Source organism: Nocardioides sp. BGA-UO-ETr-FS32 (genome assembly GCF_059567905.1).
Window position 1 is genome coordinate 374,965 of sequence record NZ_JCAQOX010000016.1, and the last position, 25,757, is coordinate 400,721.

The window sequence follows — 25,757 nt, forward strand, 5'->3', positions numbered from 1 at the left end:
TCACCGTCTGCCAATGGCGATCCTCGCGAGCCCCGGAGGCCGACTCGGGCGACCCCAGCGGGGATCACCGGCGAGTCGTGGGCGACACGCCGCGATTGCGCTGCTCGGCGCACGGACTACGGCCCCGACCATCCGGCTGGTAGCCGGCGACGAGTCAGGCGTGCTGGGTGAGCAGGCCCGAGTCGACGTCGTAGAGGAACCCGCCGACCTTGGCGCGCTCGCCGATGAGCGGGTGCGTACGCACCTTGGCGACGTCCTGGCGCAGCTGGTCGAGCTGGTCGGTGACCACCCCGAAGGACTGCCAGCTCGCGTCGACGCCGGCGGACTCGCCCACGCGGGCACGGAGGTCGGTCTCAGAGGCAGAGGCCATCGCACAGCGGGTGTGCGGGACGACGAGGACGCGCTGCACGTTGAGCAGGTGCACGCCGAGGACGAGGGCCTCGAGCGCCTGCGGGGTCACGCGGGCGCCCGGGTTGCGGAAGATCTTGGCGTCGCCGTGCTTGAGCCCGAGCATGCCCAGCGGGTCGATGCGCGAGTCCATGCAGGTCACCAGGGCGATGCCGGCGTGGGCCTTGCCGTCGAAGCCGCCGAGGTCGAAGGAGTCCGCGAAGTCGCGGTTGGCCGCCAACAGGTCGTCGAAGTCGCTCACGCCCGCAGGTTAGCGCCCCTCAGGCGCCGCCGGTGAAGACGTCTCGCGCAGCCAGACGGGTCGGCTTCACCTGGCGGAACAGCACGAGCGCCAGCACGGCGGCGACCACGGCACAGCCCGCGGCACCCCAGAAGACCGCGTGCTCCTGGGCGATCCCGGCGACGCGCAGCAGGTCGGAGAACTCCTTGCAGCGGCTCTTGCCGTCGCAGACCTCCTGCACGGGCGGGACCGCGAGCTGCTCGGAGTAGTAGCGGCGCAGGCCGATGGTGGTCAGCGCCGAGATGCCGACGAGCATCCCCACCATGCGCGAGACCACCACGAAGGCGCTCGCGACCCCGTGCACGTCGTCGTCGGTGAATGCGAGGAGGGCGGCGTTGACCGGGGCGAGGGCGAGCCCGAAGCCGAGGCCGCCGGTGACGAGCGCCACGTTGGCGATCGGCTCCTCGATCGTGGTGAGCCCCCACCGTGTCATCAGGACGAACCCGGTCGCCGCCATCAGCATGCCGACGGCGGTGACGAGGCCGGGGGAGAAGGAGCGGATCAGGTAGCCGCCTGCGACCGCTCCGACCGGCAGTGCGATCAGGAAGCGTACGAGGACGAGCGCAGCGGGCAGCTGGTCGTCGGGATAGACCGTCGTGCGCGCGAAGAGCGGGATGTCGATGAGGGCGGCGATGAGTGCGGCGCCGACGAAGAAGCTGACGAGCAGCGCGCCCCAGGCCGGCGTACGACGCAGCGCGCCGCGAGGGACCAGCGGGTTGGCGGCGCGGCGTACGTGCCAGGCGAAGGCGAGTGCGGCGACGGCGGCGCCGAGGAGGTACCACCGACCGCGGGGCGAAAAGACCTCGATCTTGGGGTCGGCGGTGGCGAAGGCGAGGATGACGCCGCCCAGCGCCGCGGCGAGGAGGAGGGCGCCGGCCAGGTCGGCCTCGACCAGGACCCGGCTCCAGCCGCGGAGGTCGAGGAGCGGGCGTGGCGCGAACCAGCACCAGGCGACGAGCAGCACCAGCGCGCCCGTGGTGATCGCCCCGATCGGCGTCAGCCAGCGACCGTCGCCGGCGAAGGGGATGAACAGCTGGCCCCAGGTGAGGTCGCGCATGAGCCCGGCCGGGCGCAGGAACACGATCGCCGCGCTCGCGAAGGTCGCGAGCGCGAGCAGCATCCCGACCACGTCCGGTCGTCGGCGTACGCGCTCCTCGCCGCGAGGAGCGACGGCGCGGATCGCGGCGGCGAGGACGAGGCCCACGGCGAGGTTGATGGCGAAGATCGCGCGCCAGTCGGAGAACGCGAGGACGGCGGCGCCGAAGAGGGGGCCGAGCACGGAGCCGATCTCCTGGACGGCCGAGACGACGCCGAGGGGTACGCCCCTGCGCTCGACCGGGTAGAGGTCGGCGACGAGCGCGAGGGTGGCGGGCACGAGGCCGCCGCCGCCGACGCCCTGGAGGAACCGGCCGGCGACGATGCTGGGCATGTCGTAGGCAACGGTCGTGATCAGCGAGCCGAGCGCGAAGAGGACCAGCGCCATCACCAGCACGGGCACCCGGCCGCGCAGGTCGGCGATGCGGCCGATGAGCGGGAGCATCGCGACGTAGCCGAGCAGGAAGCCGCTGACGATCGGCGCGGCCCGCTGGAGCTGGTCGATCGGCACGCCGACGCCGGTCATCATGTCGGGCAGCGCGAGCACCACGACGTACGTGTCGGCCGCTGCGAACGCGACGGCGACCGCCGCCATCGCGAGGAGCACGCGCGAGGTGCGGGACACCTCCGCCACTCCGGGGGGAGCGCTCACGGCGCGGTGATGTCCTTCTCGGTGCCGTAGTCGGCGAAGTCGACGGTGTAGGTCATCGGCTCGGCCCGGGGGTAGAACACGCCGGTGAGGGTCGCCTTGCGCAGCTCGCCGTCGTCGCTGACCTGCCACTCGACGTCGAAGGAGTCGCCCGACGACGACGGGATGATCGCGTCCATCGCGTCGCCCGGGACGGTGCCGGAGTAGGTGGTGAGGATCTCGGTGTTGTCGGCTCCGCCGCGCACGCTCTCCCCGGCCTCGGCGGACTCGGTGAGGCCGAGCAGGCCGGCGAAGCCGTCGTCGCCGATCAGGCCGGAGGGGTCGGGGGCGCCGTACTCCTTGGGGTTGACCTTGTCGTAGCCCGGGGTGAACGGGAGCCGGGCGTAGACCGTGTCGTCGACGGCGATCACGGGGACGTCGACGGTCTGGCCGGCGAACACGACCGTGATCGAGCCCTCGAAGGCCGGCACGTTGGTGACGGTGCCGACCGCGCGGGTGATGCCGGAGACGCCCTCGGGGAGCTGGTCCGTCGAGAGCGTCAGGGCGACCCCGCTGGTCTCGGTCAGGGTGGTGGCGGCGTCGGCGAGGACCTCCTCGGGCGACGCCTCCTCCGCCTCGTTGCCACCGTCGTCCCCGCCGGAGCAGGCGGCCAGCAGCGGGAGGGCCAGGAGGACCGCCGCCGCGGTCGTGGCGAGACGTCCGGAGGTGCGCATGGACTCAGCCTTCCACAGCGGTGGGCGCATCCGACGACGCCGCCACCTGTGCGGCGACCGGCGACGCCACTGCCGCGATGGGCTGCGGGGCGGGCACCCCCGAGCCGTCGCGGCGGCCGGTGGCCTCGGGCAGCTCGACGGGGGCACCGCTGGCGGCGGCCGCGCGGGCGGGACCGGGGCCGGCCCAGGCGGTGACGAGGGTGTCCTCGCCCTTGAGGAAGCGGTGGCTGCGCACGCCGCCGGTCGCACGGCCCTTGCCGGGGTACTCGCTGAAGGGTGTCACCTTCACGGCGCCGGCCTCCGTGCCGGGCAGGGCGGTCGAGGAACCGGACGCCGTGACCACCACGGCCTCGTCGGGGTCGAAGGCGCCGAAGAACGCGACCCGCTGCCCGGCGCCCAGCTTGATGCCGGCCATGCCGCCGCCGGAGCGGCCTTGGGGGCGTACGCCGGACGCGTTGAAGTGGAGCAGCTGGGCGTCGGAGGAGATGAAGCAGAGCTCCTCCTCGCCCGTCACGAGCTCGACGGCACCGACGACCTCGTCGCCGTCCTTGAGCCCGATGACCTCCCACTCGTCGCGGTTGAGCACCTCGGGGTTGACCCGCTTGACGACGCCGTCGCGGGTGCCGAGCGCGAGGCCCGGGCCCTCGGTGGCCAGCGAGGTCAGCGCCAGGGCGCGCTCGCCGCTGTCGAGGGCGATCAGCTCGCTCAGCGAGAGCGTGCCCTGGAGGTTCGGGTCGTTGGCGGTCGACGGGAGCTCCGCGTTGCCGAGGTCGAGGACCGAGAGCCGGACCAGGCGGCCCCGGTTGGTCAGCACGCCGATCTCACCGCGCTTGGTCGTGCGGACGGCGGAGACCGTGACGTCGTGGTTGGTGCGGTCGCCACCGCGTCCGGGCAGCTGGACGTCCTTCGTGCGGGCCAGCAGCCCGGTCGACGACAGCAGCACGAAGCAGGGGTCGTCCGCGACCTCGACCGACGTCGCGGCCGTGACGGCCGGTGCGGCGCCGAGCAGGACCGTACGCCGCGGCGTGCCGTGCTCCTTGGCGACGTCGGTGAGCTCGTCGGAGACGACCTTCCGGAGCAGCTTCTCGTCGGCGAGGATCGCGTCGAGGTACTCGATCGTGCGCTCGAGCTCGCTCTTCTCCTTCTCGAGCTCGAGCTTGGAGAACTTCGTGAGCCGGCGCAGCGGCATGTCGAGGATGTAGTCGGCCTGCACCTCGGAGAGCTCGAAGATCTCGATGAGCCGCTCCTTGGCGGCGGCCGCGTTGTCCGAGCCGCGGATCACCTGGATGACCTCGTCGATGTCGAGGATCGCGATGAGGAGGCCGTCGACGAGGTGCAGGCGGTCGGCGGCCTTGGCGCGACGGAACGTCGACCGGCGGCGTACGACGTCGAAGCGATGCGCGAGGAAGACGTCGAGCATCTCCTTGAGGCCCAGAGTGCGGGGCTGGCCGTCGACGAGGGCGACGGCGTTGATACCGAAGGAGTCCTCGAGGGCGGTCTGGCGGTAGAGCTGCTCGAGGATCGCCTCGGGGACGAAGCCGTTCTTGACCTCGATGACCAGCCGGAGGCCGTGCTCGCGGTCGCTGAGGTCCTTGATGTCGGAGATGCCCTGCAGCTTCTTGGCGAGCACGAGCTTCTTGATCTGCTCCATCACCCGCTCGGTGCCGACGCCGTAGGGGAGCTCGGTGACGACGATGCCCTTGCGGCGGGCGGTCACCGACTCGATCCGTGCCGTGGCGCGCATCTTGAACGTGCCGCGACCGGACTCGTAGGCGTCGCGGATCCCGTCGAGGCCGACGATCTTGCCGCCGGTCGGCAGGTCGGGGCCCGGGATGAACCGCATGAGGTCGTCCAGCGAGGCCTTGGGGTGGGTGATCAGGTGCTTGAGGGCCTGGACGACCTCGACGAGGTTGTGCGGGGCGATGTTGGTCGCCATGCCGACCGCGATGCCGGCGGAGCCGTTGACCAGCAGGTGCGGGATGGCGGCCGGCAGGACCACTGGCTCCATCTCGCGGGAGTCGTAGTTGGGCTTGAAGTCGACGGTGTCCTCGTCGATCGACGCCGTCATCGCCACCGCGGCGGGCGCCATCCGGCACTCGGTGTAGCGCATCGCGGCGGGGGAGTCGTCGGGCGAGCCGAAGTTGCCGTGCCCGTCGACGGTCCGCAGCCGCATCGACCACGGCTGCGCCATCCGTACGAGGGCGTCGTAGATCGCACCGTCGCCGTGCGGGTGCAGCCGGCCCATCACCTCGCCGACGACGCGGGCGCTCTTGACGTGCCCGCGGTCGGGCCGCAGCGACATCTCGTCCATCGTGTAGAGGATGCGGCGCTGCACCGGCTTGAGGCCGTCGCGCGCGTCGGGCAGCGCCCGGGAGTAGATGACCGAGTAGGCGTACTCCAGGAACGACGTCTGCATCTCGTCGCGGATGTCGGTGTCGAGGATGTGCTCCTCGAAGTCGTCCGGGAGGGGCTCCTGCTTCGTGCGTCGTGCCATGGGGCGCATTCTCCCCGGTGCCGGCGCGTCAGCGGCCGGGGGCACGCCGAGGGAGGGTGGTCTCGTCGGTAGGGAGGTCTCGATACGCCTCGCTCGTTCCTCGCTCGGCTACTCGACCACCGATGGGACCGTGGTCGATTCCCCGCGAGCGCCGATGGGATCTCGGTGGTCGAGTGCGTGAGCGCCGATGGGATCTCCGTGGTCGAGTCCCCGCGAGCGCCGATGGGATCTCGGTGGTCGAGTGCCCGCGAGCGCCAGCGAGTGGGTGTATCGAGACCTGGCTATCGGAGTCGGCGGCGCGAGCAGGCCCTCGTAGTCCCCATCGATCAATGCCAGCCGCTTGACCCGGCTCCAGTTCTGGATCTGCTTCTCGCGGGAGAAAGCCAGCGCGACGTTCTCGTGCTCCTCGTGCCAGACGAGCTCCACCGGTCGTCGGTCACGGGTGTACGTCGCACCGAGCCCGATCTGGTGCTGGTGGAGGCGCGAGAACAGGTCGCGCGTGCTGCCCACGTAGAGCGAGCCGTCGGCGCAGCGAAGCATGTAGACGTAAGCGGTCATCGATCCAGCGTGGCGTCCGCAGCGCCAGCGTGGCAGTACCTCGACCACATCTGTGGATGGGTCTCGATACGCCTCGCTCGTTCCTCGCTCCGCTACTCGACCACCGCTGGGGGGAGGGGTCTCGATACGCCTCGCTCGTTCCTCGCTCGGCTACTCGACCACCGATGGCGGCGGCTCGCTCGGCTACTCGACCTGCGACGGGGGCCGATACATTGCTGTCGTGACCGAAGCGGACGCGGCAACGGACGAGGTGGGGGTGACGCCCGCGCCCCGGCACTGGGAGGCGGACGTCCTGCTGCGGGACGGGCGTACGGCCCACATCCGGCCGATCCAGCCCGAGGACCGCGAGCTGCTCGTCGAGTTCTACAGCCGGGTCTCCGACCAGTCGAAGTACTACCGCTTCTTCTCGCCGATGCCCGAGCTCTCCGAGCGCGACCTCGACCGGTTCACCAAGGTCGATCACAGCGACCGGGTCGCGATGATCCTCACCGTGGCCGGGCAGATGATCGCGGTCGGGCGCTACGACACGATCAGGCCGGGCTACGCCGAGGTCGCGTTCCTCGTCGAGGACAAGCACCAGGGCCGGGGGATCGGCCAGCTGCTGCTCGAGCACCTAGCCCAGGCGGGACGCGAGCGGGGGATCGAGGAATTCGTCGCGGAGGTGCTCCCCGACAACCAGGCGATGATCCACACGTTCAAGGACGCCGGCTACCAGGTCAAGAGCGCCTTCGAGGACGGCGTGATGGAGCTGGTCTTCCGCATCGACCCGACCGACACGGCCATCGGGGTGATGGAGCAGCGCGAGCACCGCGCCGAGTACGCCTCGATCGAGCGGTTCTTCTCGCCCAAGTCGGTCGCGATCATCGGCGCCAGCCGCCGGCAGGACACCATCGGACGGGCGCTCGTGCGCCACCTCGTGCTCGGCAACTTCACCGGCCGCATCCACGTGGTGAACCCCAGCGCCGACTCCGTGTCCGGCATGCCCGCGTGGAAGTCGGTGGGGGAGATCCCCGGCGACGTCGACGTCGCGATCGTCGCAGTGCCGGCGGACTCCGTGCAGGACGTCGTGCTCGACTGCGCCGCCAAGGGCGTCCACGGCCTCGTGGTGATCTCGTCCGGCTTCGCCGAGACCGGCGAGGAGGGCCGGATGCGGCAGCGACGCCTCGTCGGCCTGTCGCGCTCCTACGGCCTGCGCCTGATCGGCCCCAACGCCCTCGGCATCATCAACACCGACCCCGAGGTGCAGCTCAACGCCTCCCTGTCGTCGGTGATGCCGCCGCGTGGCCGCGCGGGCTTCTTCTGCCAGTCCGGCGCGCTCGGCTCGGCGATCCTGGAGAAGGTCCAGAACCGCGGGCTCGGCCTGACCACGTTCGTCAGCGCCGGCAACCGCGCGGACGTCTCCGGCAACGACCTCCTCCAGTACTGGGAGGAGGACGACGCCACTGAGGTGGTGCTGCTCTACCTCGAGTCGATCGGCAACCCGCGCAAGTTCTCCCGCATCGCCCGTCGCGTCAGCCGGCGCAAGCCCATCGTCGCGGTCCGGTCGGGGCGCAGCTCGCAGGGTGTGCCGATGGGCCACGCGGTGCGCAAGATCGGGGCGCCTGGCGAGGCCGTCGACGCGATGTTCCGCCAGGCCGGCATCATCCAGGTCGAGTCACTGGAGGAGATGTTCGACGTCGCGCAGCTCCTCGCCCACCAGCCGCTGCCGCGCGGGCGCCGGGTCGCCATCGTCGGCAACTCCGACGCCCTCGGCCTGCTCGCCGCCGACGCGGCCAACTCGGTCGGCCTCGTCGTCAACCGGCAGGAGGCGCTCGGCGCCGACGCGACCGCCGAGGACTTCGAGGACGCCCTCGACGCCGCGATCGACGACCCCGAGGTCGACGCCGTGGTCGCGATCTTCATCCCGCCGCTCAACGTCGCCGGAGCCCGTGAGGACGTCGCCAACGTGCTCGCCGCCGTCGGCGAGCAGTCCGACAAGCCGATGGTGTCGACCTTCCTCGGCACCGAGGGCGTGCCCGAGCTGCTGCGCGTGCCGGACGTGGCCGGGTCGAGCGCGGGCCGCGGGTCGGTGCCGTCCTACCCGGCGGTCGAGGCTGCCGTGCGCGCGCTCGCGCACGTCGTCGAGTACGCCGTGTGGGTCCGGGTGCCGCAGGCCGTGGTCGTCGAGCCCGGGGTCAACGACCTCGACGCGGCCCGTCACCTGGTCAACGAGGTGCTGATGCGCCACCCCGAGGGCCGCGACCTCGACTTCGACGAGCAGCACCGGCTGCTGCGCGCCTACGGCATCGACCTCTGGGACACCTACGCCGTGGCGTCGCTCGACGAGGCGACCGCGGCGGGCGAGGCCCTCGGCTGGGACGTGGTGCTCAAGGCGACGGCCGACCACCTCCGCGACCGCCCCGACCTGGCCCACGTGTGGCGCAACATCGACACGCCCGAGGAGATGGCGGACGCCTGGTCCTCGCTCAACACGCTCATCACCGACCCGGACCGGGCCGGCTTCGTCGTGCAGCGCAACGCGCCTCCGGGCGTGCCGGTGACGATCGCGACCATGGAGGACCCGCTCTTCGGCCCGGTCCTGTCCTTCGGCATCGGCGGTCCGCTCACCGAGCTGCTGGGCGACCGGTCGTTCCGGATCCCGCCGCTGGCCGACCACGACGCCCAGGACATGGTGCGCGAGATCAAGGCGTCCCCGCTGCTCTTCGGCTACCGCGGCAGCGAGATCGTGGACGTCGCCCAGATCGAACGCCTGGTGCGGCAGGTGGCCCAGCTCCAGCACGACCTCCCGCAGGTCCGGGCCCTCCAGCTGCCGCTCGTACTGGCCGGAGCCGAGGGCGCGACGGTGCTCGGCGCGAGCGTACGGGTGGAGCCGGTGAAGGACCCGCGCTCGGACTGGTTCGTACGCCGGCTGAGCACGATGCCCGGGGACACGCTGCCCGACTGAGCCGTGCGTGACAGACTGAGGTCATGCCCCGCTCCACCCGTGACGCGGACGTCTCCCACGACCTCCGTCAGGCGATCCACCGCACCGGCTACTACCCCGAGGTCGTCGCGGACGGCGTCTTCTCCGCCGCCGGCGGCGAGGAGGTGCTCTCCTACTTCGTCCACCACGAGACGACGTTCGACCACGAGGAGGTGCGCCGGCACCTGACGGCGCTGCTGCTCACGCCCACCCGGCTGGTGATCGCCCACACCGACGAGCACCCTGGTGACGACCTGCTGCCCGAGCCCTACACCTCGACCACGACCGAGGCGGTCACGCTCACCTCGATCCGCACCGTGGTCGTCACGCGGATGGTGGCCAACCCCACGGCCGGGGTCGCCCCGCCGGCCGAGGCCGTGCTGACGATCGGCTGGGGAGGGGTGGGACGGCTCGACCTCGAGCCGGCTGCCTGCTCGGACCCCGGCTGCGACGCCGACCACGGCTACACCGGCACCCTGGCGGGCGACGACTACACGCTGCGGGTGTCCGCAGCGGCCGAGGGCGCCGACGCGGTGGCCGGGCTGCTCGCCTTCTCCGACGCGCTCTCGGCGCGCACGCGCGGCTGACCCCCGACGGTGACCGACAACGGTCCTGACGCCGCGTCCTTCACCCTGCCGGCCTACGGCGAGCGCTCGCTGGCCGACGTCGTGCCGGCGGTCGCGAGGGCGCTCGGCACACCCCTCGCGGGCCACCCCGGAGGGTTCGAGCTGCCCCCGGCCCCGTCGTACGTCGTCTTCCTGGTCGACGGCATGGGGGCGGAGCTCCTCGCGCGCCACGCCCACGCGGCGCCGTACCTCTCCTCGCTCCTCGACGGCGCCGCCACCGGCACCGCAGGGGTCCCGTCGACGACGGCGACGTCGCTGACCTCGCTGGGCACCGGCCTGGTCCCGGGCGCGCACGGCCTGGTGGGCTTCACCGCCCGGATCCCCGGCACCGACCGCCTGCTCAACCACCTCTGGTGGGACAAGACCGTCGACCCCCTCGAGTGGCAGCCGCACCCGACCGCCTTCGGGCGGCTCGCGCATGCCGGCGTCCACGTCACCTCGGTCAACAAGCGCGACTTCGACGGCTCCGGCCTCACGCTCGCGTCGCAGCGCGGGGCGACGTACGTCGGCGCCGACCGCGTCGGCGAGCGGATCGCGGCGACCGTGGGCGCCTCGGCCGACCGGCCGTCGCTGACCTACGTCTACGACTCCGACCTCGACTGGACCGGCCACAAGTTCGGCGTCGCCTCGACCCAGTGGCTCCAGCAGCTCGCGATGGTCGATGCGGAGGCCGAGCAGCTCCGCGAGGCGCTGCCCGCCTCCACCCGCCTGTTGGTGGTCGCCGACCACGGGATGGTCGACAGCCCGCGTGAGGCGCGGGTCGACGTCGACGAGGTCGACGGGATGCGCGACGGGGTGGCCCTGCTGGGCGGGGAGGCCCGCTTCCGCCACCTCTACTGCGCCGCCGGGGCGGTCGACGACGTGGCCGCCACCTGGCGCGAGGTCCTCGGGGCGCGGGCCACCGTCCTCACCCGGGAGGACGCCATCGGCCGTGGCTGGTTCGGCGCGGTGCAGCCCGGCGTGCTGCCGCGGCTGGGTGACGTGATGGTCGCCTGCCACGGCGAGACCGCGATCATGTCGACCCGCGACTTCGCCTACGAGGACACCCTCGTCGGGCTCCACGGCTCGCTGACGTCGACGGAGATGCTGATCCCCATCCTCGTCGGCTGACCGGCCGGTCGGCTCTCAGCCGAACGGCAGGGGCTCCGGCGCCAGGCTGACCGCCTTGGCCCGCGCCGCGGTGAGGCGGCGGCGGTGGTGCTGGCGGCAGAGCACCTCGTAGGCCACGTCGTGGGGGCCTGCAGCCGGCTCGTCGGCCAGCTCGACGTCGCCGACGACGATGACCTCGCCGTCGGTGACCATCGCGCCGTTCTCGGTGCGCGCGTTGTGGGTGGCACGCTTGCCGCACCAGCACAGCGCCTCGACCTGGAGCACGTTCATCCGGTCGGCGAGCTCGACGAGCCGGGCGCTGCCGGGGAAGAGCAGCGAGCGGAAGTCGGTGAGGATGCCGAAGGCGAAGACGTCGATCTGGAGCTCGTCGACGACCTTCGCGAGCTGGTCGATCTGCTCGGCGGAGTAGAACTGGGCCTCGTCGCAGATGAGGTAGTCGATCCGGCCGCCGCGGGTCAGGGAGTCGACGACGTACTTCCAGAAGTCGAAGTCGGCGTCGACCTCGAGCGCGTCGTGGGTGAGGCCCAGCCGGCTCGAGACGACGGCCGCCCCGGAGCGGTCGTGGGTGGTGAAGATCCGGCCGACGCGTCCGCGGGCGGCGTGGTTGTGGTTGGTCTGGAGCGCCAGCGTCGACTTGCCGGAGTCCATCGTGCCGGTGAAGAAGTGCAGTTCAGCCATGTCCCGGCGAATCCTGTCACAGGGACCGTCCGGAGCGACCGCTACCGTGCCGCGTGTGGACGAGGACTTCGGTGAAGGACCCCTGACCAGCCCCGACCAGCTTGCCGCCGCGCTGGGCCGGGTCACCGTCCTGGACGTGCGCTACGTCATGGGCGGACCTGCCGGGCGCGGCGAGCACGCGGCGGGCCACGTGCCGGGAGCGGCGTACGTCGACCTCGACGAGGACCTCGCCGACCCGCCGGGCGCGGGCGGGCGCCACCCGCTGCCCGACGAGGCCCGGTTCGAGGCGGCGATGCAGCGCGCCGGCGTCCGCGCCGACCGTCCGGTCGTGGTCTACGACGACTGGCAGGGACGGGCCGCTGCGCGGGCGTGGTGGCTGCTGCGTTTCCACGGCCACCCCGACGTACGCGTGCTGGACGGCGGCTGGACGGCGTGGCGCCACGCGGGCCTCCCGGTCGAGACGGGGGAGACGGGGTCCGAGGCCGGTGACTTCACCGTCTCCCCGGCCAAGCAGATGCCCGCGGTCGGTCCCGACGCGGTCCTCGGGGTCGACGTGCTCGTCGACGCGCGGGCGCCGGAGCGGTTCCGCGGTGAGACCGAGCCGGTGGACCCCGTCGCCGGCCACGTCCCCGGGGCGGTCAACGTGCCGACCACGGCCAACCTCGACGACCGTGGGCGGTTCCTGCCCCCGGAGCGGCTGCGCGAGGCGTACGCCCGGGTGGGCGCCGACTCGGCGACCACCGTCGCCGCCTACTGCGGCTCCGGCGTGACCGCCGCCCACGACGTCCTCGCGATGGAGCTGGCCGGGATCCGGGCCGCGCTCTATCCCGGCAGCTGGAGCGAGTGGGTCACCGACCCTGAGCGGCCCGTCGAGACCGGGTGATCACTCCGCCCGGACCTCGTCGCCGACGCTGATGCGCCCCGGGGCCTCCGGGACCAGGTGCACCGCGAAGAGCGTCTTGCCGTCGACAAGGCGGTGGCGGGCCAGCGTGCGGGTCGGCTCCTTCGAGGACGTCAGCGTCACGGGATCGATGGTGGCCATCATGCAGCGCCCGACCGGCTTGCCGACCCGGAACGCGACGCCACCCACCACGACGCGCGACCAGCGGTCCTCGCCGAACGGCTCGTCGCCGTCGACGACCAGGTTGGCGCGGAAACGCTCGACCGGCAGCGGCTCCGGCGGCTCCTCGCCGAGCTCGAGCGACCGCTCGACGATCCAGTCGTTGAGCTGCCGGAGGGAGGCGATCGAGGCGATCGTCACCGGGAACGAGTCGGCGAACGCCGTGTGGTCGCCCGGCTCGGAGAACCCGGGCTGGAGGGTGCGGCGCGACGGGTCGTGGCACCAGACGAGGCGTACGTCGTCCCGGCCGAGCACGTCGCGCAGCCACCCGTCGGCCTCGGTGCCGGCGGGCCGGGCACGGAGGTCGAGGGAGAACAGCCGGACGTCGACCGGCTCGCCGTCGGGGACCGCGACCAGGAGGTCGGGCATCCCCGGCGCGCGCAGGCGCAGTCCCGCCGGGACGGTCGGGTCGGTGCCCGGGGTGTCCGCGACGACCGTGAACAGCCGGGGTGCCTCGCGGGCCGAGACGAGCCGCCCGCCACCGTCCACGAGCATCCAGGACCGGTCGTCGGCCAGCCCGCGCGGCTGCACGGTCGTCGACGGGATCGAGCGGATGGCGCCGGACTTGAGCGGGTGGATGTCGATCTGGAGCAGGCGCAAGGCGTCAGTCGCTCTTGCCGCCACCGAACATGATCTCGTCCCAGCTCGGCACCGAGGCGCGTCCACGCTTCTTCGCGGTCCTGGGCTTGGGGTCGGCGGGAGCCTCCGCGGCCGGCTCCTGCGGCACCTCCGAGGTGTCGTCCTGGCCCCGGCCCGAGTCCTGCTCGTCGAGGTAGGCCTCCACCGGCTGCTCGGTGCCCAGGTCCGCACCGGGGAGCTCCATCGTGGTCTCCGTGGCCGACTCGTCGTCGGAGACCATCTCGATCGCGTCGTCACCGAGGGGCAGGTCGTCGAGGGGTACGTCGCCACCCACCGCGCTCAGCCGGCGCTGGCGTGCGGCGGCGAGGTCGTCGGCCGCGGGGGAGGCAGGGACGGAGGAGTCGGGCGCGGGCGGTGCGACGTCGCCGACCAGCCACCGGGCGTCCTCGTCGTCGACGGTCACGAAGCTGCCGCGCGGGTCGTGGGAGAAGGTCGCGGTGCCGACCCGGCCGGCCACGTCGTACAGGGCCGTGAGCGTCCAGCGGCCGTCCTCACGACGCCAGGAGTCCCACTCGACGCTGTCGGGGTCGACGTTGTGCGAGCGCAGGTGGGCGCTGACGGCCTCACCGAGGGTGCGGGCACCGGACTCGCCGCTGCGGCGGCGCATCGAGGCGAGCTGGGCGCGCTGGGCGACGTGGGCACGCTCGGCCAGGACGGGCGCGGCGAACGGCATGATCTTCTCGACCGAGGTGCCGGCGGCGTGCGCCACCGCCTCGGGGCTCTCGCCCGCGCGGATGCGCATCTGGATGTCGCGGGGGCGGAGGGTTGATTCCATCGGGATCTCCAACTGGCCGTTGCTCTCGGGCGTGCTCGACAGGGCCCTGCGAAGCCGGGCGTCGATCGCCAGGGTGTGCTCCTGGCCCGACTCGTCCACCAGCAGCAGGCGCTTGCCGTCCCCGCTGCGTCCGGTGAACGTCAGCTTGGCCATCGACGGCGGGCTCCTGCCTGGTTGCGGGGGTCGGGTGGTCCCGTCGAGCCTACGCCAGCGGGATGCCCGGGGACCGTCACGCCTGCGGCGCGCCTTAGGCTTCCGTCGTGCCCGAGACGGAGTTCGCGACGACGCTCGTCGTGCTCGACCTCGTCGGCATCTTCGTCTTCGCGGTCGCGGGTGCGCTGGTCGCGGTCCGCAAGAACCTCGACATCTTCGCCGCGCTCGTGCTCGGTGGCGTCACGGGGCTGGGCGGTGGGTTCATCCGCGACGTCCTGATCGGCGCGACACCGCCCGCGGCCCTCGCGGACTGGCGCTACATCCTCGTCCCGGTCACCGCCGGGCTGCTGACCTTCGTCTTCCACCCCACCGTGGGGCGGCTCGAGCGGCCGGTGGCCCTGCTGGACGCCTTCGGGCTGGCCCTGTTCTGCGTGACCGGAGCACTCAAGGCCGTCGACTACGGCCTCGACCCGCTGCCCGCCGCACTCATGGGCATGGTCACCGGCATCGGCGGCGGGATGATCCGCGACGTCCTGGCGGGCAGCGTGCCGGTGATCTTCGAGGGCGTCCTCTACGGCACGCCGGCGCTCGCGGGCGCGGCCGTCGCGGTGCTCCTGGACCGCACCGACCTCCCTCTCGAGGTGGTCGCCGCGGCGGGCTTCACCACGTGCCTCGCGTGGCGTCTGCTGGCGATGGTCCGGGGCTGGCGCGCGCCGCTGCCCAAGGGCCCCGCCAACGTCTGACCCCTGGGTCGTCGCGTGCCCTCAGTCGCCCAGGATCCGGCGCAGGTGGTCGTTGGCGAAGACCCGGTCGGGGTCCAGCCGGTCGCGCAGGGCGAGGAAGTCGCCGAACCGGTCGTACGCCGGCGCGAGGTTGGCGGCCGTGCGGGTGTGGACCTTGCCCCAGTGCGGTCGCCCGCCGGCGTCGCGCAGGATCGGCTCGAGGCCGCCGAAGTAGGCGCGGTGGTCGGTGCCGGCCGGGACGTGGAAGGCGAGGTAGATCGTCTCGCGACCGTAGGACGTGGACAGGGGGATGTCGTCGGCCCGGGCGGTGCGGACCTCCACGGGGAACGCGATCATCCAGTCGCTGGCGTCGATGACGCGGCGGCACTCGCGCAGCACGTCGAGGCCGACCTCGCGCGGTACGGCGTACTCCATCTCCCTGAAGCGCACCCGGCGCGGTGTCACGAAGACCCGGTGGGCGAGGTCGCTGTAGCGGCGCTCGGACTGCGCGCGACCCGCGACGCGGTTGATCCGGGGGACCAGGCCGGGGGCGCGCTCGCCGAGGCGGCACAGGCCGCCGAAGACGGCGTTGGACACGAGTTCGTCCTCCCACCACGCCGCGGCCCGGGACGGCGGCTGCTGCTCGCCGGGGTCGAGGTCGGTGCGGACGTTCTGCTTCACCATCAGCCGGTCGGTGTGGGGGAACCAGTAGAGGTCGACGTGGTGCGCGGCGGCCACCATGTCGTCGTACGCCGCGAGCCCGCGGTCCCAGCTCATCGGCTGCTCGTGCGCCTCGAGGACGAAGAGCGGCTCGACGTGGAAGGTCAGGCTCGTCAGGATGCCGAGCGCGCCGAGCCCGACGCGCGCCACGTCGAAGACGTCGCGGTTCTCCGTCGCGGACGCCCGGACGACCTCGCCGGTGCCGGTCACGAGCTCGAGCCCGGCCAGCTGCGCGGCGAGCCCCGCAGCAGTGCCGCCGGTGCCGTGGGTGCCGGTCGAGGTCGCCCCCGCGAGGGTCTGCTCGGCGATGTCGCCCATGTTGTGCAGGGAGAGGCCGAGCCGCTCCAGTGCGAGGTTGAGGTCCTTCAGCGGGGTGCCGGCGCGGGCGGTGACCGTCATCGCGCTGCGGTCGACCGCCACGATCCCCGCGAGCCCGTCGGGGCGCAGGAGCGTGTGCTCCGGTGCCGCGATCGCGGTGAAGCTGTGCCCGGTGCCGGTCATCTTGACCGTGCGGCCACCGGCGCGCGCCCGGCGTACGGCGTCGACGACGTCCTCCACCGACGTGGGGGTCTCCACGTGGCGGGGCACCGCCTCCTCGAGTCCGGACCAGTTGCGCCACAGGTGGCCGCGCACGGGGGAGGTCATGGCCGCACGCTAGGGCATCCGGCGCGTCGGCCGGGCCGTCTGCGCGGCCAGTGCGCCCAGGACGCCGCCCGCCAGCGCGACGGCGTACGCCGCCGAGGCGCCGCTGTGGTCGACCACGAACCCGGCGATGCTCGCGCCCGGGGCCACGCCGGCGACGATGCCGGTGTGCAGCACCGCCATCCCCTCGGTGAGGCGTCCGGGCGGGACGCCCTGCTCGACCATCGTCATCGCGCTGATCATGGTGGGGGCAATCGCGAGGCCACCGACCAGCAGCACGACCGCCATCAGCGGGACCGAGGAGACGAACATCAGGGGCGCCATGGCGAGCGCCATCGCCGCGGAGCCCCAGCGCAGGCGTACGTCGGGACCGCTGCGCCACGCGACGGCGCCGGTGACCAGCCCGGCGACGAGGCTGCCGAAGGACCAGGTGGCCAGCAGCCAGCCGGCGACCCAACGTTGCCCCTGCTCCTCGGCGAACGCGACGGTGGTGACCTCCGCGGCCCCGAAGAGCGCGCCGAGGGTGAGGCAGACGAGCGCCAGTGGCAGGACGAGGCGCCACGGCATCGGGCTCCTCGCACCGGCAGGTGAGCTGCGTCCGGCGGGCGGCTCGGTGCGTCGCTGGGCCGCGAGGGCGAAGGTGCCCAGCACGCCGCTCACCACGGCGCACGTGAGTCCGGCGACGGGGTGCCAGCCGGTGGCGAGGAGGGTCACCAGCACCGGTCCGACGACGAAGACGACCTCGTCGAGGACGGCCTCGAGGGCGAACGCCGTCTGCTTCTCCCCGGGCTCGTCGAGCAGGTGGGACCAGCGGGTGCGGACGCTCGCGCCGACCTGGGGGAGCGAGGCACCGGCGAGGGCGGCGAAGACGTACGTCCACGCGCGCGGCCAGTCCTGCTCGACCGCGAGCATCATCAGCGCGAGCCCGGCGCCGAAGAGCGAGATCGCGAGCGGCAGCACCCGGGACTGCCCGAAGTGGTCGACCCAGCGGCCGTGCAGGACGGCGAACGCAGCCTCCGCCAGCACGAACACCGCGGCCACCGTGCCGGCCAGGCCGTAGGACCCGGTGCGCTCCTCGACCAGCAGCACGATCCCGAGCCCGACCATGGAGATCGGCAGCCGCGCCACGAGTGCGGCGCTGCTGAACGCGAAGGCGCCCGGGCGCGCCAGCACCCGGCGGTAGGAGTCGAGCATCAGGCGCATGGTAGGCGCCTCTACGCTGGCGTCATGAATCCTGCGGGTCCCGACGTGAAGCCGTACGACGCGCTCCTGGTCCTCTCCTTCGGAGGCCCCGAGAAGCCCGAGGACGTGGTGCCGTTCCTGGAGAACGTCACCCGCGGGCGGGGCATCCCCCGCGAGCGGTTGGCCCAGGTGGGCGAGCACTACTTCCTCTTCGGCGGCAAGAGCCCGATCAACGACCAGAACCGTGCACTCATCGCGGAGCTGGAGAAGGACTTCGCCGCCCAGGGCATCGACCTGCCGATCTACTTCGGCAACCGCAACTGGGACCCCTACCTCGCCGACACGCTCGCGCAGATGACCGCCGACGGCGTGGAGCGCGCCGCGGTCTTCGCCACCTCGGCCTACTCGTCCTGGTCGTCGTGCCGGCAGTACCGCGAGAACCTCTTCGACGCCGTCGCGCAGACCGAGGGTGCGCCGCGGCTCGACAAGCTCAGGCAGTACTACAACCACCCCGGCTTCATCGAGCCTGCCGTCGACGCCTGTCTCGCGGCGCTCGCGGAGCTCCCCGACGGGGGCGACCGGGCGCGACTGGTCTTCGTCACCCACTCGATCCCGACCGAGATGGCCGAGACCAGCGGCTCGCTCGACCCCGAGGGCCAGCCGCGCGGGGCCTACGTCCGCCAGCACCGCAGCGCCGTCGACGAGGTCGCGCGCCGGGTGCGTGAGGCGACGGGTCGCGCGCACCGCCACGACCTCGTCTACTGCTCCCGCTCGGGTGCGCCGTCGACGCCGTGGCTCGAGCCGGACGTCAACGACCACCTCGAGGAGCTCGCCACCGATGGTGTGAGCGGTGTGGTGCTGGTGCCGATCGGCTTCGTCTCCGACCACATGGAGGTCATCTACGACCTCGACACCGAGGCCATGGCCACCGCGGAGCGTCTCGGCCTCCAGGCGGTGCGCGCGGCGACTGCAGGGACGGACCCGCGCTTCGTGGCCATGATCCGCGAGCTCCTGCTCGAGCGTGCCGCCGCCGAGCGCGGGGAGTCCCCCGTACGCCCGGCGCTGGGGTCGCAGCCCCCCGGTCCGGACCTCTGCGGTGCCGGCTGCTGCCCGAACCCGCGCGGGCCGCGCCCGGCCCTGTGCGGACGCGACTCGTGACCGCGAGCGCACCCGAGCTGCGCGACCTCGCCCGATCGTTCGCCCACGAGGGCGCTGAGCTCGCGCGGGAGATGCGGCGCGAGGGGATCGAGGTCGCCGACACCAAGACGAGCGCCGTCGACGTCGTCACCGAGGCCGACCGCGCGGTCGAGGCCCTCATCCGCTCGCGCATCACCGCCCTGCGGCCCGACGACGCCATCCTCGGCGAGGAGGGCGACGACCGCCCCGGTACGTCAGGCGTGCGGTGGGTGGTCGACCCGATCGACGGGACGGTCAACTACCTCTACGGCCTGCCCGACTGCGCGGTCTCGATCGCTGCCGAGGTCGACGGTGAGGTGGTCGCCGGTGCGGTGGTGGCCATCCCGACGGGTGTCGAGTACGCCGCGGCGCTGGGTCACGGGGCCACCCGCGACGGCCGGGCGATCGCAGTACGACCCTCACCGCCGCTGGCCGAGCGCCTCGTGCTGACGGGCTTCGGCTACCAGCGCGAGGTGCGCGAGCACCAGGCCGGCTGCGTGGCCAGGCTGTTGCCGGAGGTGCGCGACATCCGCCGGATGGGGTCGTGCGCGCTCGACCTGTGCCACGTGGCCGACGGGAGCGGCGACGGCTACGTGGAGGCCGGTCCACAGCCCTGGGACTGGTCTGCGGGCGGCCTGGTCCTCCGCGAGGCAGGCGGGCGGTTCGAGCTGCTCGACGGGACGTTCACCCTTGGCACGCACCCGATTCGCAACGTGGTCGTGGGCACCCCGGACGATGGCTGGGACAGCTTTGTCGATGCACTCGGGAAGGCTGGCTTCCTCGCCTGACCACACACCCCGAGAGGTGGTCCGGATCACCTCGGTCCACGGGGAATAGCGGGGGGTCGCCCACTGTTCACGCGACACGTTGCGGACCGGCTCACCAAGGAACCGGTTCATGGTGCACAATCTGGCGCCGACGACGCGCACAAATGGACACGGCTCGCCGCGATCCGGCTGGCACGTGACCAATGCAGGGGAGAGGGATCCGATGGCCACCGACTACGACGCACCACGCAAGTCCGAGGAGGACCAGAGCGAGGAGAGCATCGAGGAGCTCAAGGCCCGCCGCCACGACAAGAACTCTGGCAAGGTCGACGAGGACGAGACCGAAGCGGCCGAGTCCTTCGAGCTCCCGGGTGCCGACCTGTCGCACGAGGAGCTCGCAGTCGAGGTGATGCCTCGTCAGGACGACGAGTTCACCTGCATGAGCTGCTTCCTGGTGCACCACCGCTCGCAGCTGGCCGATGAGAAGAAGCTCATCTGCCGCGACTGCATCTGAGCAGGCACCAGCCTCCGTCTCGCGATCAGCGCCCGCCCCGTTCCGGGCCGGGCGCTGTCTCGTTCCCGGGCCCCACCGCATCTCGCGTGCGCTCAGCTCCACCCTTCTCCGCGCTCAGACCGAGCGTAGGCGCCGGACCTCTTGGCGTCGGACTCCTGGCGTCGTCGTTCGCGCTGTTCCTCGCGCCACTCGACCTCGGCGGCGAACTGGTGCACGGCCGGATGGTCGACCGGGACACCCCACCGCTGCCGCTCGTGGTGCTTGTCGTGCGGTGACAGGCAGAACCCGATCGCGGGATCACGCAGCTCACGTGAGCGATCCAGCCACTGCCACGCCTCGATCGAGGTCATCGCCCGCAACCGGCGCGGCAACCACCACCCCCGCGCCCGCAGGTCCACGTGCGCAGGGAACCGGCTCCCCGCATGCGTACGCGCCCCATCGGCACGCATCGGCTCCACCCGCTGCCCGGTCTCCGCATCACTGAACCCCACCCGCAGCCCCGCCAGCTGCAGCATCTCCTGCACCACCCGAGCCCGCGGACTCGTCCGACCGGTCTCCCACCGCGCCACCACCGACTGCGAGACCCCCAACAACGCCGCCAGCCCCCGCTGCGAGACATCCAGGATCCGTCTGACCCGACGCACCAGCCCCGGCACCCGGCCCGCGAACGGCCCCATCCACCACCACTCCCGCTCGGCCTCGGACCAGTTCACCATCGCATCCCGCTCCGGCCCACCCACCGGCGCGCCGACCGGCTCGGCCCCACGCTCGTCCCCACGCTCGTCCCGGCGCTTGTCGTCCCCGTTCTCCTCGCTCACGATCGCTCCACCCTCTCGGCGCACGGCCCCCGCCCGTCGGGGCGCCTCGTACCCCCATCCCACGCCCCACGACCGACACCCCGCACCCGTCATCCACACCCACCCCGCACACGCCGCCACGGACAGCGCCTGTGGACACTTCACGGCCCACCCTCGGCACCGCCAGCCCCTCCCGCGCGCGAAGGCGCCAGCGGCCCTTGCCCATGAGTCGCTTACAGACTCACCGGCAAGGGACCGCGGCAGAGGCCCGCGCGGACCGTGAGTCCCTCAGAGACTCACGGGCAAGGGAGCGTCCAGGACGCCGGCGGGCGCGAGGCCGCCCAGGACGCACCGGCGGTCTCGGGGTGCCGCGAACGGCGGTGACCGATCATGGGCAGGGGCCCCGGGACTCCGACGTACGAGCGGAGCCTCACCCCAGGGTCGGTCAGGACTGAATCAGGACGGGGTCAGGACTGGGGAGCAGGAGCCTTGGAGGCGTCCTGGTCGTCCTTCTGGAGCTGCGGGGGCAGGTGGCCGGTCGAGCGGGTGTAGTAGTGCGCAGCGCGTCGCGCCGCCAGCATCCGGGCGACGCCGATCAGCGTCCCGCTGAGCGCGGCCCACATGATCGCTTCAGCGAGGCTGACGTCGGGGTCCGCCGGGTTGGCGGGCGGGTTCTTGCCGGTCGCGGCGCGCCAGGTCGAGTTCAGTCCCTTCTTGGCCACCGCCGCCGCACCGAGGGCTGCGGCGAGCGAGAACGCCGCGTAGAACTTGCTGCTGTTGTCCTTGGAGGAAGACGCCATGTCGTCACCCTACCCAGCGGTTCGGCGAGCCCGCCCCGCCTCGAAGGCTGAGACGAGCGCGTCGGGTCGGCGGCAGCTGACGAGCCAGTACGGCGTCGGGTCGGCCGGGTCCGCGATGTCCACGCGGACGCCTCGCTTGAGGTACGGCCGCAGCACGAGATGTGCTCGGGCGTCGGCGTCCACACCGGCCTGACGGCGTACGCCCGCCGCGTCGAGCGCCGTGACCTCGCCCACGAGGTCGAGCGGGATGTGGGCACGCCCGGCGCGGAAGGTCGTCCCGTCCACGGCGACCCGGGCGCGCCCGTACGCCAGGAACAGCGCCACCATGAGAGCGAGCGCGGCGGCACTGATCGACCATGCGAGGGCCTCGGGCACGGCGACGACGAGCGCGAGCCACAGGGACGCCACGAGCATCGTGCCCTGCGCCCACCAGCGCAGCGGAACGGTGAGGCGTTCGGCGTAGTCCACGGCGCAGAGCCTATAGATTCAGTCCTCGTGCCCGACCACGACCCAACCCAAGCGCCCGACCTCGCCCGTGACCTGGCCCGTGATCTCGGCCCCGCTCCCGACCTCGACGTCGCCGTCGTGCGACTCGATCCCGGCCTGCCGGTCCCGTCGTACGCCCACCCTGGGGATGCAGGCGCCGACCTGCACGCCGCTGTCGACGTCGAGCTCGCGCCCGGCGAGCGCGCGCTGGTGCCGACTGGCCTGTCGATCGCCCTGCCGGACGGGTACGTCGCGCTGGTGCACCCGCGGTCCGGGCTCGCCTCTCTGCACGGGTTGTCCATCGTCAACGCGCCTGGCACGGTCGACGCCGGTTACCGGGGCGAGATCAAGGTGCTGCTCATCAACCACGATCCCGTCGAGCCAGTGGTGCTCAGGCGCGGCGACCGGATCGCACAGCTGGTGATCCAGCGGTTCGAGCGAGCGCGGTTCGTCGAGGTGGGGGTGCTGCCGGAGTCGGTCCGGGGCGCCGGGGGCTACGGTTCTACGGGTACCGGTTCGCGCGCGTGAGCCGGGGGCCCGTGTCGAGACGAGCGCTGATCGAAGGAGTGCTGACGTGAAGTTCCGCCGCAAGGCAGAGGCCGCCCAGGCGTCCGCGGAGGAAGCCGCAGACCGGAGCGCCCCGGACGAGGGCGTCCGTGCCGCGGCCGAGGGAACCGCGAGTGCGGGAACATCGGGTCCGTTCGACGTCGCCCAGGTCGAGGGCGACGGCATCGAGCGCGCCGACCTCGGCTCCCTGCTGGTGCCGGCGATCGCCGAGCGCGAGCTGCGCCTCCAGGTCGACGAGAAGACCGGTCAGGTCCGTGCGGTGATGCTCGCCGGGTCCGACGGCGCATGCGAGTTCCAGGCGTTCGCGGCGCCCCGCAACGGCGACCTCTGGTCCGACGTGCGACCGCAGATCGCCGCGGACATGGTGCGCCGTGGGGGTCATGCGACCGAGCGCGAGGGTCGATGGGGGACCGAGCTGGTCTGCCAGATGCCGGTGAAGCGGCCCGACGGCACGGCCGCGACCCAGCCCTCGCGCATCCTCGGGATCAACGGTGACCGCTGGATGCTGCGCGCATCCTTCCTCGGCCGGCCCGCGCTCGACCCGGACGCCACCTCGGAGTGGGAGGACGCGCTCGCACAGGTCGTCGTACGCCGCGGCGAGCAGGCGATGCCGGTGGGCGAGCCCCTGCCGGTCACCCTGCCGGACGACGCCCGCCGGGTCAGGTGAGCCATGGGCGAGAAGAGCCGGCTGCGGCAGGCCCTCTCGAAGTGGGCCGACAGCTCCGAGGCGCACCAGCGCGACCTGCGTGAGTCGCACACGACGACGGAGGCACTGGCCATCGCCGACGCCCCGGAGCGCGAGCACGTCGTCGTCAACGGTGTCCTCCGCACCGTGACGCTGCGCCCCCGCGGCGGCGTACCGGCGCTGGAGGCCGAGCTGGACGACGGCTCGGGCGTGATCACCGTCGTGTGGCTCGGCCGACGTCGCATCAGCGGCGTCGATCCCGGCCGATCCATGACGGTCGCCGGCTGCATCGGGCGCCAGGGCGGCGTACCGATCATGTTCAACCCGCGCTACGAGCTGCGCCCGTGAGCGGCACCACCGGCCACCACCCGCCCGGGACGGACACCGTCGAGGCGGTCGTGCGCATGCAGCTCTCCAAGGCGCTCGGCGGCCGCCGCGGCATGGCCGAGGCGGCGGTGCCCACGATCCTGTTCACCGTCACTTGGCTGACGATGCGCGACCTCGACCGTGCCCTCGCGGTGAGCATCGGGGCGGCGCTCGTGCTGCTGCTCGTCCGTCTGGTGCAGCGCTCGACGGTGCAGTTCGTCGTCAACGCGCTGATCGGCATCGGCATCGGCTGGTTCTTCGTCCAGCGCTCTGCGGCGTCCGGCGGGTCGGAGCAGGACCAGGCGCTCGCCTACTTCCTCCCGGGCCTGCTCTACAACGGCGGGTACGCCGTGGTGCTGGCCTTCACCTGCCTGATCGGCTGGCCGCTGGTCGGGTTCATGGTCGGCAGCATCACCGGCGACCCGACCGCCTGGCACTCCGACAAGCAGATCGTGCGGCTCTGCAACCGGCTCACCTGGCTGCTGGTGGCGCCGTGCGTTCTCCGGGTGGTCATCCAGGCGCCCATCTGGCTGGCCGGGAGCTCGGGCTCGATGGACCCGGACGCGGCGGTCGCGGCCCTGGCCGTGCTCAAGCTCGTCCTGGGCTGGCCGCTCCAGATCGCGGCGCTGGGCTCCATGGTCTGGCTGCTCTCGCGCAACAAGACGCCGGTCGCGCCGGACGCCACCCCGGCCTGAGGAGTCCCGCGGTCGCTCAGACGTGTCCGGGGGAGAGCAGCTGCTCGAGCTCGGTCTCGACCTCGGCCGGCACCACGAACAACAGCTCGTCGCCCGACTCGAGGGGCTGCTCGGCCTCGGGGGTGTAGACCTGACCGTCGCGCAGGATCGTCACGAGCGCGCAGTTCTCGGGGAAGGGCACCAGCCCGGCGGGCGTCCCGACGTAGGGCGAGTCGGCCGACAGGGTGAGCTCGACGAGGTTGGCGTTGCCCTGCCGGAAGGTGAAGAGACGGACCAGGTCGCCGATCGAGACGGCCTCCTCCACGAGGGCGGACATGATGCGCGGCGTCGAGACGTTGACGTCGACCCCCCAGGCCTCGGTGAACAGCCACTCGTTGTTGGGGTGGTTGACCCGGCCGACCGTGCGTGGCACACCGAACTCGGTCTTCGCCAGCAGCGAGGTCACGAGGTTGGCCTTGTCGTCGCCGGTGGCGGCGATGACCACGTCGCACTTGCCGAGCTGGGCCTCCGCGAGGGAGGACAGCTCGCAGGAGTCGGCGAGGAGCCACTCGGCGTTGGGCACGCGCTCGGGACGGATCGATGACGGGTTCTTGTCGATGAGCAGGACCTGGTGGCCGTTCTCGATCAGCTCTCGCGCGATCGAACGACCCACGGCTCCGGCTCCGGCGATGGCGACGCGCATGTGTGTGCTGTGCTCCTTCAGTCGTCTTCGGGGCCGGCCTCGAGCACGGCGTACGCGTGGGCGGCGTTCTCCTCGCGGATGACGAGGTGGAGCATGTCGCCCTCCTGCAGGACCGTCTCGCGGGTGGGCAGCATGCCCTCGCCGAGCCGGTCGATCCACGCGATCCGGCTGCGGGACTGCATCTGGAACTCGACGGTCCGGTTGCCGACCCACGCCTCGGGCACCGGCACGTGGTCGACCCGGATGGTCCCGGACGGGTCGCGGAAGTCGGGCTCGGCGCCGGCGGGCAGGATGCGGCGAAGGATCTGGTCGGCGGTCCACTTGACCGTGGCGACGGTCGTGATGCCGAGGCGCTGGTAGACCTCGGCGCGGCCCGGGTCGTAGATGCGGGCGACGACCTGCTGCAGGCCGAACGTCTCGCGGGCGACGCGCGCGGCGATGATGTTGGAGTTGTCACCGCTGGAGACCGCGGCGAAAGCGTCCGCCCGGCGGATCCCGGCCTTCTCCAGCACCTGCTGGTCGAAGCCGTAGCCGGTGACCTTGTCGCCGTTGAACTCAGGGCCCAGGCGCCGGAAGGAGTCGGGCTCGCTGTCGATGACGGACACCGTGTGGTTGCGGTCCTCGAGGCTGCGGGCGAGCGTCGACCCGACGCGGCCACAGCCCATGATCACGACGTGCACACCGGAACCGTATCCC

Annotated in this window: 27 protein-coding genes; 12 read left to right on the forward strand and 15 right to left on the reverse strand. The window is 72.4% G+C overall.

Going from position 1 to position 25,757, the window contains the following annotated elements; genetic code table 11:
* Nucleotides 1-154: 154 nt before the first annotated feature.
* From AC57BS_RS19370 to AC57BS_RS19390, 5 genes are all read right to left on the reverse strand, one after another.
* Entirely contained in the window at nt 155-649 is a 495-nt protein-coding gene (locus AC57BS_RS19370) for a beta-class carbonic anhydrase (RefSeq protein ID WP_496413079.1), read from the reverse strand.
* 19 nt (nt 650-668) lie between these two features.
* Complete coding sequence (locus tag AC57BS_RS19375) at nt 669-2,435, reverse strand: MFS transporter (protein ID WP_496413080.1); 1,767 nt, start codon at nt 2,433-2,435, stop codon at nt 669-671.
* The gene (locus AC57BS_RS19380; RefSeq protein ID WP_496413081.1) at nt 2,432-3,145 is read right to left on the reverse strand and encodes an LppX_LprAFG lipoprotein; all 714 of its coding nucleotides are present in this window, start codon (nt 3,143-3,145) and stop codon (nt 2,432-2,434) included. The genes AC57BS_RS19375 and AC57BS_RS19380 overlap by 4 nt, the downstream gene beginning before the upstream one ends.
* 4 nt (nt 3,146-3,149) lie before the next feature.
* Nucleotides 3,150-5,639 carry a DNA gyrase/topoisomerase IV subunit A gene (locus tag AC57BS_RS19385; protein ID WP_496413082.1) on the reverse strand — a complete coding sequence of 830 codons (2,490 nt, stop codon included), beginning with the start codon at nt 5,637-5,639 and terminating at the stop codon, nt 3,150-3,152.
* Between the two features lie 108 nt (nt 5,640-5,747).
* Nucleotides 5,748-6,197 carry a GIY-YIG nuclease family protein gene (locus tag AC57BS_RS19390; RefSeq protein WP_496413083.1) on the reverse strand — a complete coding sequence of 150 codons (450 nt, stop codon included), beginning with the start codon at nt 6,195-6,197 and terminating at the stop codon, nt 5,748-5,750.
* Between the two features lie 220 nt (nt 6,198-6,417).
* On the opposite strand from AC57BS_RS19390, the gene AC57BS_RS19395 reads away from it, so the two are divergent.
* Genes AC57BS_RS19395 through AC57BS_RS19405 form a run of 3 tightly spaced genes read left to right on the forward strand, consistent with a single transcriptional unit; the run spans nt 6,418 to nt 10,895 of the window.
* Complete coding sequence (locus AC57BS_RS19395) at nt 6,418-9,141, forward strand: bifunctional acetate--CoA ligase family protein/GNAT family N-acetyltransferase (protein ID WP_496413084.1); 2,724 nt, start codon at nt 6,418-6,420, stop codon at nt 9,139-9,141.
* 23 nt (nt 9,142-9,164) lie between these two features.
* Entirely contained in the window at nt 9,165-9,746 is a 582-nt protein-coding gene (locus AC57BS_RS19400) for a DUF5998 family protein (RefSeq protein ID WP_496413085.1), read from the forward strand.
* Between the two features lie 9 nt (nt 9,747-9,755).
* On the forward strand, nt 9,756-10,895 hold the full coding sequence (locus tag AC57BS_RS19405) for an alkaline phosphatase family protein (protein WP_496413086.1): 1,140 nt from the start codon (nt 9,756-9,758) through the stop codon (nt 10,893-10,895).
* 15 nt (nt 10,896-10,910) lie between these two features.
* Here AC57BS_RS19405 and AC57BS_RS19410 read toward each other — a convergent pair whose 3' ends face one another.
* The gene (locus AC57BS_RS19410; RefSeq protein ID WP_496413087.1) at nt 10,911-11,573 is read right to left on the reverse strand and encodes a thymidine kinase; all 663 of its coding nucleotides are present in this window, start codon (nt 11,571-11,573) and stop codon (nt 10,911-10,913) included.
* Nucleotides 11,574-11,628: 55 nt separating this feature from the next.
* On the opposite strand from AC57BS_RS19410, the gene AC57BS_RS19415 reads away from it, so the two are divergent.
* Nucleotides 11,629-12,456, forward strand: coding sequence for a sulfurtransferase (locus tag AC57BS_RS19415; protein ID WP_496413088.1), 828 nt, complete (start codon nt 11,629-11,631; stop codon nt 12,454-12,456).
* Here the strand turns inward: AC57BS_RS19415 and AC57BS_RS19420 are convergent, their stop codons facing one another.
* Nucleotides 12,457-13,293, reverse strand: a complete 837-nt coding sequence (locus AC57BS_RS19420; protein ID WP_496413089.1) for an MOSC domain-containing protein — start codon at nt 13,291-13,293, stop codon at nt 12,457-12,459. It abuts the gene before it with no gap.
* Between the two features lie 4 nt (nt 13,294-13,297).
* The gene (sepH, locus tag AC57BS_RS19425) at nt 13,298-14,260 is read right to left on the reverse strand and encodes a septation protein SepH (RefSeq protein ID WP_496413090.1); all 963 of its coding nucleotides are present in this window, start codon (nt 14,258-14,260) and stop codon (nt 13,298-13,300) included.
* 107 nt (nt 14,261-14,367) lie between these two features.
* On the opposite strand from sepH, the gene AC57BS_RS19430 reads away from it, so the two are divergent.
* Nucleotides 14,368-15,003 carry a trimeric intracellular cation channel family protein gene (locus AC57BS_RS19430; protein ID WP_496413091.1) on the forward strand — a complete coding sequence of 212 codons (636 nt, stop codon included), beginning with the start codon at nt 14,368-14,370 and terminating at the stop codon, nt 15,001-15,003.
* A 21-nt stretch (nt 15,004-15,024) separates the two neighbouring features.
* Here the strand turns inward: AC57BS_RS19430 and AC57BS_RS19435 are convergent, their stop codons facing one another.
* Entirely contained in the window at nt 15,025-16,347 is a 1,323-nt protein-coding gene (locus tag AC57BS_RS19435) for a D-arabinono-1,4-lactone oxidase (RefSeq protein WP_496413092.1), read from the reverse strand.
* Between the two features lie 9 nt (nt 16,348-16,356).
* A complete protein-coding gene (locus AC57BS_RS19440) occupies nt 16,357-17,547 on the reverse strand; it encodes an MFS transporter (protein ID WP_496413093.1) in 1,191 nt (396 codons plus the stop codon).
* A gap of 24 nt (nt 17,548-17,571) precedes the next feature.
* Between AC57BS_RS19440 and AC57BS_RS19445 the strand changes: the two genes are divergently transcribed.
* The 3 genes from AC57BS_RS19445 to AC57BS_RS19455 all read left to right on the forward strand — a co-directional run bounded on the left by AC57BS_RS19445 (nt 17,572) and on the right by AC57BS_RS19455 (nt 19,983).
* Entirely contained in the window at nt 17,572-18,684 is a 1,113-nt protein-coding gene (locus AC57BS_RS19445) for a ferrochelatase (RefSeq protein WP_496413094.1), read from the forward strand.
* Complete coding sequence (locus AC57BS_RS19450; RefSeq protein ID WP_496413095.1) at nt 18,681-19,490, forward strand: inositol monophosphatase family protein; 810 nt, start codon at nt 18,681-18,683, stop codon at nt 19,488-19,490. The genes AC57BS_RS19445 and AC57BS_RS19450 overlap by 4 nt, the downstream gene beginning before the upstream one ends.
* 202 nt (nt 19,491-19,692) lie before the next feature.
* Nucleotides 19,693-19,983, forward strand: a complete 291-nt coding sequence (locus tag AC57BS_RS19455) for a DUF4193 domain-containing protein (protein ID WP_056600397.1) — start codon at nt 19,693-19,695, stop codon at nt 19,981-19,983.
* 92 nt (nt 19,984-20,075) lie between these two features.
* Here the strand turns inward: AC57BS_RS19455 and AC57BS_RS19460 are convergent, their stop codons facing one another.
* The 3 genes from AC57BS_RS19460 to AC57BS_RS19470 form a co-directional block, all read right to left on the reverse strand.
* Nucleotides 20,076-20,801, reverse strand: coding sequence for a helix-turn-helix domain-containing protein (locus AC57BS_RS19460; protein ID WP_496413096.1), 726 nt, complete (start codon nt 20,799-20,801; stop codon nt 20,076-20,078).
* Nucleotides 20,802-21,247: 446 nt separating this feature from the next.
* The gene (locus tag AC57BS_RS19465) at nt 21,248-21,580 is read right to left on the reverse strand and encodes a DUF4235 domain-containing protein (RefSeq protein ID WP_496413097.1); all 333 of its coding nucleotides are present in this window, start codon (nt 21,578-21,580) and stop codon (nt 21,248-21,250) included.
* 9 nt (nt 21,581-21,589) lie between these two features.
* The gene (locus AC57BS_RS19470; protein ID WP_496413098.1) at nt 21,590-22,048 is read right to left on the reverse strand and encodes a DUF3093 domain-containing protein; all 459 of its coding nucleotides are present in this window, start codon (nt 22,046-22,048) and stop codon (nt 21,590-21,592) included.
* Between the two features lie 117 nt (nt 22,049-22,165).
* On the opposite strand from AC57BS_RS19470, the gene dut reads away from it, so the two are divergent.
* The 4 genes from dut to AC57BS_RS19490 are packed head-to-tail and all read left to right on the forward strand — an operon-like array spanning nt 22,166 to nt 24,379.
* Nucleotides 22,166-22,594, forward strand: coding sequence for a dUTP diphosphatase (dut, locus tag AC57BS_RS19475; protein ID WP_496413233.1), 429 nt, complete (start codon nt 22,166-22,168; stop codon nt 22,592-22,594).
* A 46-nt stretch (nt 22,595-22,640) separates the two neighbouring features.
* Nucleotides 22,641-23,300, forward strand: coding sequence for a DUF3710 domain-containing protein (locus tag AC57BS_RS19480; protein ID WP_496413099.1), 660 nt, complete (start codon nt 22,641-22,643; stop codon nt 23,298-23,300).
* A 3-nt stretch (nt 23,301-23,303) separates the two neighbouring features.
* Nucleotides 23,304-23,666 carry an OB-fold nucleic acid binding domain-containing protein gene (locus tag AC57BS_RS19485; protein WP_496413100.1) on the forward strand — a complete coding sequence of 121 codons (363 nt, stop codon included), beginning with the start codon at nt 23,304-23,306 and terminating at the stop codon, nt 23,664-23,666.
* The gene (locus tag AC57BS_RS19490; protein ID WP_496413101.1) at nt 23,663-24,379 is read left to right on the forward strand and encodes a DUF3159 domain-containing protein; all 717 of its coding nucleotides are present in this window, start codon (nt 23,663-23,665) and stop codon (nt 24,377-24,379) included. The genes AC57BS_RS19485 and AC57BS_RS19490 overlap by 4 nt, the downstream gene beginning before the upstream one ends.
* A gap of 16 nt (nt 24,380-24,395) precedes the next feature.
* Here the strand turns inward: AC57BS_RS19490 and AC57BS_RS19495 are convergent, their stop codons facing one another.
* Both AC57BS_RS19495 and AC57BS_RS19500 read right to left on the reverse strand, forming a co-directional pair.
* Nucleotides 24,396-25,061, reverse strand: coding sequence for a potassium channel family protein (locus AC57BS_RS19495; RefSeq protein ID WP_496413102.1), 666 nt, complete (start codon nt 25,059-25,061; stop codon nt 24,396-24,398).
* 17 nt (nt 25,062-25,078) lie between these two features.
* The gene (locus AC57BS_RS19500; protein ID WP_496413103.1) at nt 25,079-25,741 is read right to left on the reverse strand and encodes a potassium channel family protein; all 663 of its coding nucleotides are present in this window, start codon (nt 25,739-25,741) and stop codon (nt 25,079-25,081) included.
* Nucleotides 25,742-25,757 lie beyond the last annotated feature (16 nt).

What these genes read in the sequence shown, in the direction of transcription:
- AC57BS_RS19380 (WP_496413081.1), bottom strand. Translation starts at nt 3,145, where the DNA reads ATGCGCACCTCCGGACGTCTCGCCACGACCGCGGCGGCGGTCCTCCTG.
- AC57BS_RS19385 (WP_496413082.1), bottom strand. Translation starts at nt 5,639, where the DNA reads ATGGCACGACGCACGAAGCAGGAGCCCCTCCCGGACGACTTCGAGGAG.
- AC57BS_RS19390 (WP_496413083.1), bottom strand. Translation starts at nt 6,197, where the DNA reads ATGACCGCTTACGTCTACATGCTTCGCTGCGCCGACGGCTCGCTCTAC.
- AC57BS_RS19400 (WP_496413085.1), top strand. Translation starts at nt 9,165, where the DNA reads ATGCCCCGCTCCACCCGTGACGCGGACGTCTCCCACGACCTCCGTCAG.
- AC57BS_RS19410 (WP_496413087.1), bottom strand. Translation starts at nt 11,573, where the DNA reads ATGGCTGAACTGCACTTCTTCACCGGCACGATGGACTCCGGCAAGTCG.
- sepH (WP_496413090.1), bottom strand. Translation starts at nt 14,260, where the DNA reads ATGGCCAAGCTGACGTTCACCGGACGCAGCGGGGACGGCAAGCGCCTG.
- AC57BS_RS19435 (WP_496413092.1), bottom strand. Translation starts at nt 16,347, where the DNA reads ATGACCTCCCCCGTGCGCGGCCACCTGTGGCGCAACTGGTCCGGACTC.
- AC57BS_RS19440 (WP_496413093.1), bottom strand. Translation starts at nt 17,547, where the DNA reads ATGCGCCTGATGCTCGACTCCTACCGCCGGGTGCTGGCGCGCCCGGGC.
- AC57BS_RS19445 (WP_496413094.1), top strand. Translation starts at nt 17,572, where the DNA reads ATGAATCCTGCGGGTCCCGACGTGAAGCCGTACGACGCGCTCCTGGTC.
- AC57BS_RS19455 (WP_056600397.1), top strand. Translation starts at nt 19,693, where the DNA reads ATGGCCACCGACTACGACGCACCACGCAAGTCCGAGGAGGACCAGAGC.
- AC57BS_RS19465 (WP_496413097.1), bottom strand. Translation starts at nt 21,580, where the DNA reads ATGGCGTCTTCCTCCAAGGACAACAGCAGCAAGTTCTACGCGGCGTTC.
- AC57BS_RS19485 (WP_496413100.1), top strand. Translation starts at nt 23,304, where the DNA reads ATGGGCGAGAAGAGCCGGCTGCGGCAGGCCCTCTCGAAGTGGGCCGAC.
- AC57BS_RS19495 (WP_496413102.1), bottom strand. Translation starts at nt 25,061, where the DNA reads ATGCGCGTCGCCATCGCCGGAGCCGGAGCCGTGGGTCGTTCGATCGCG.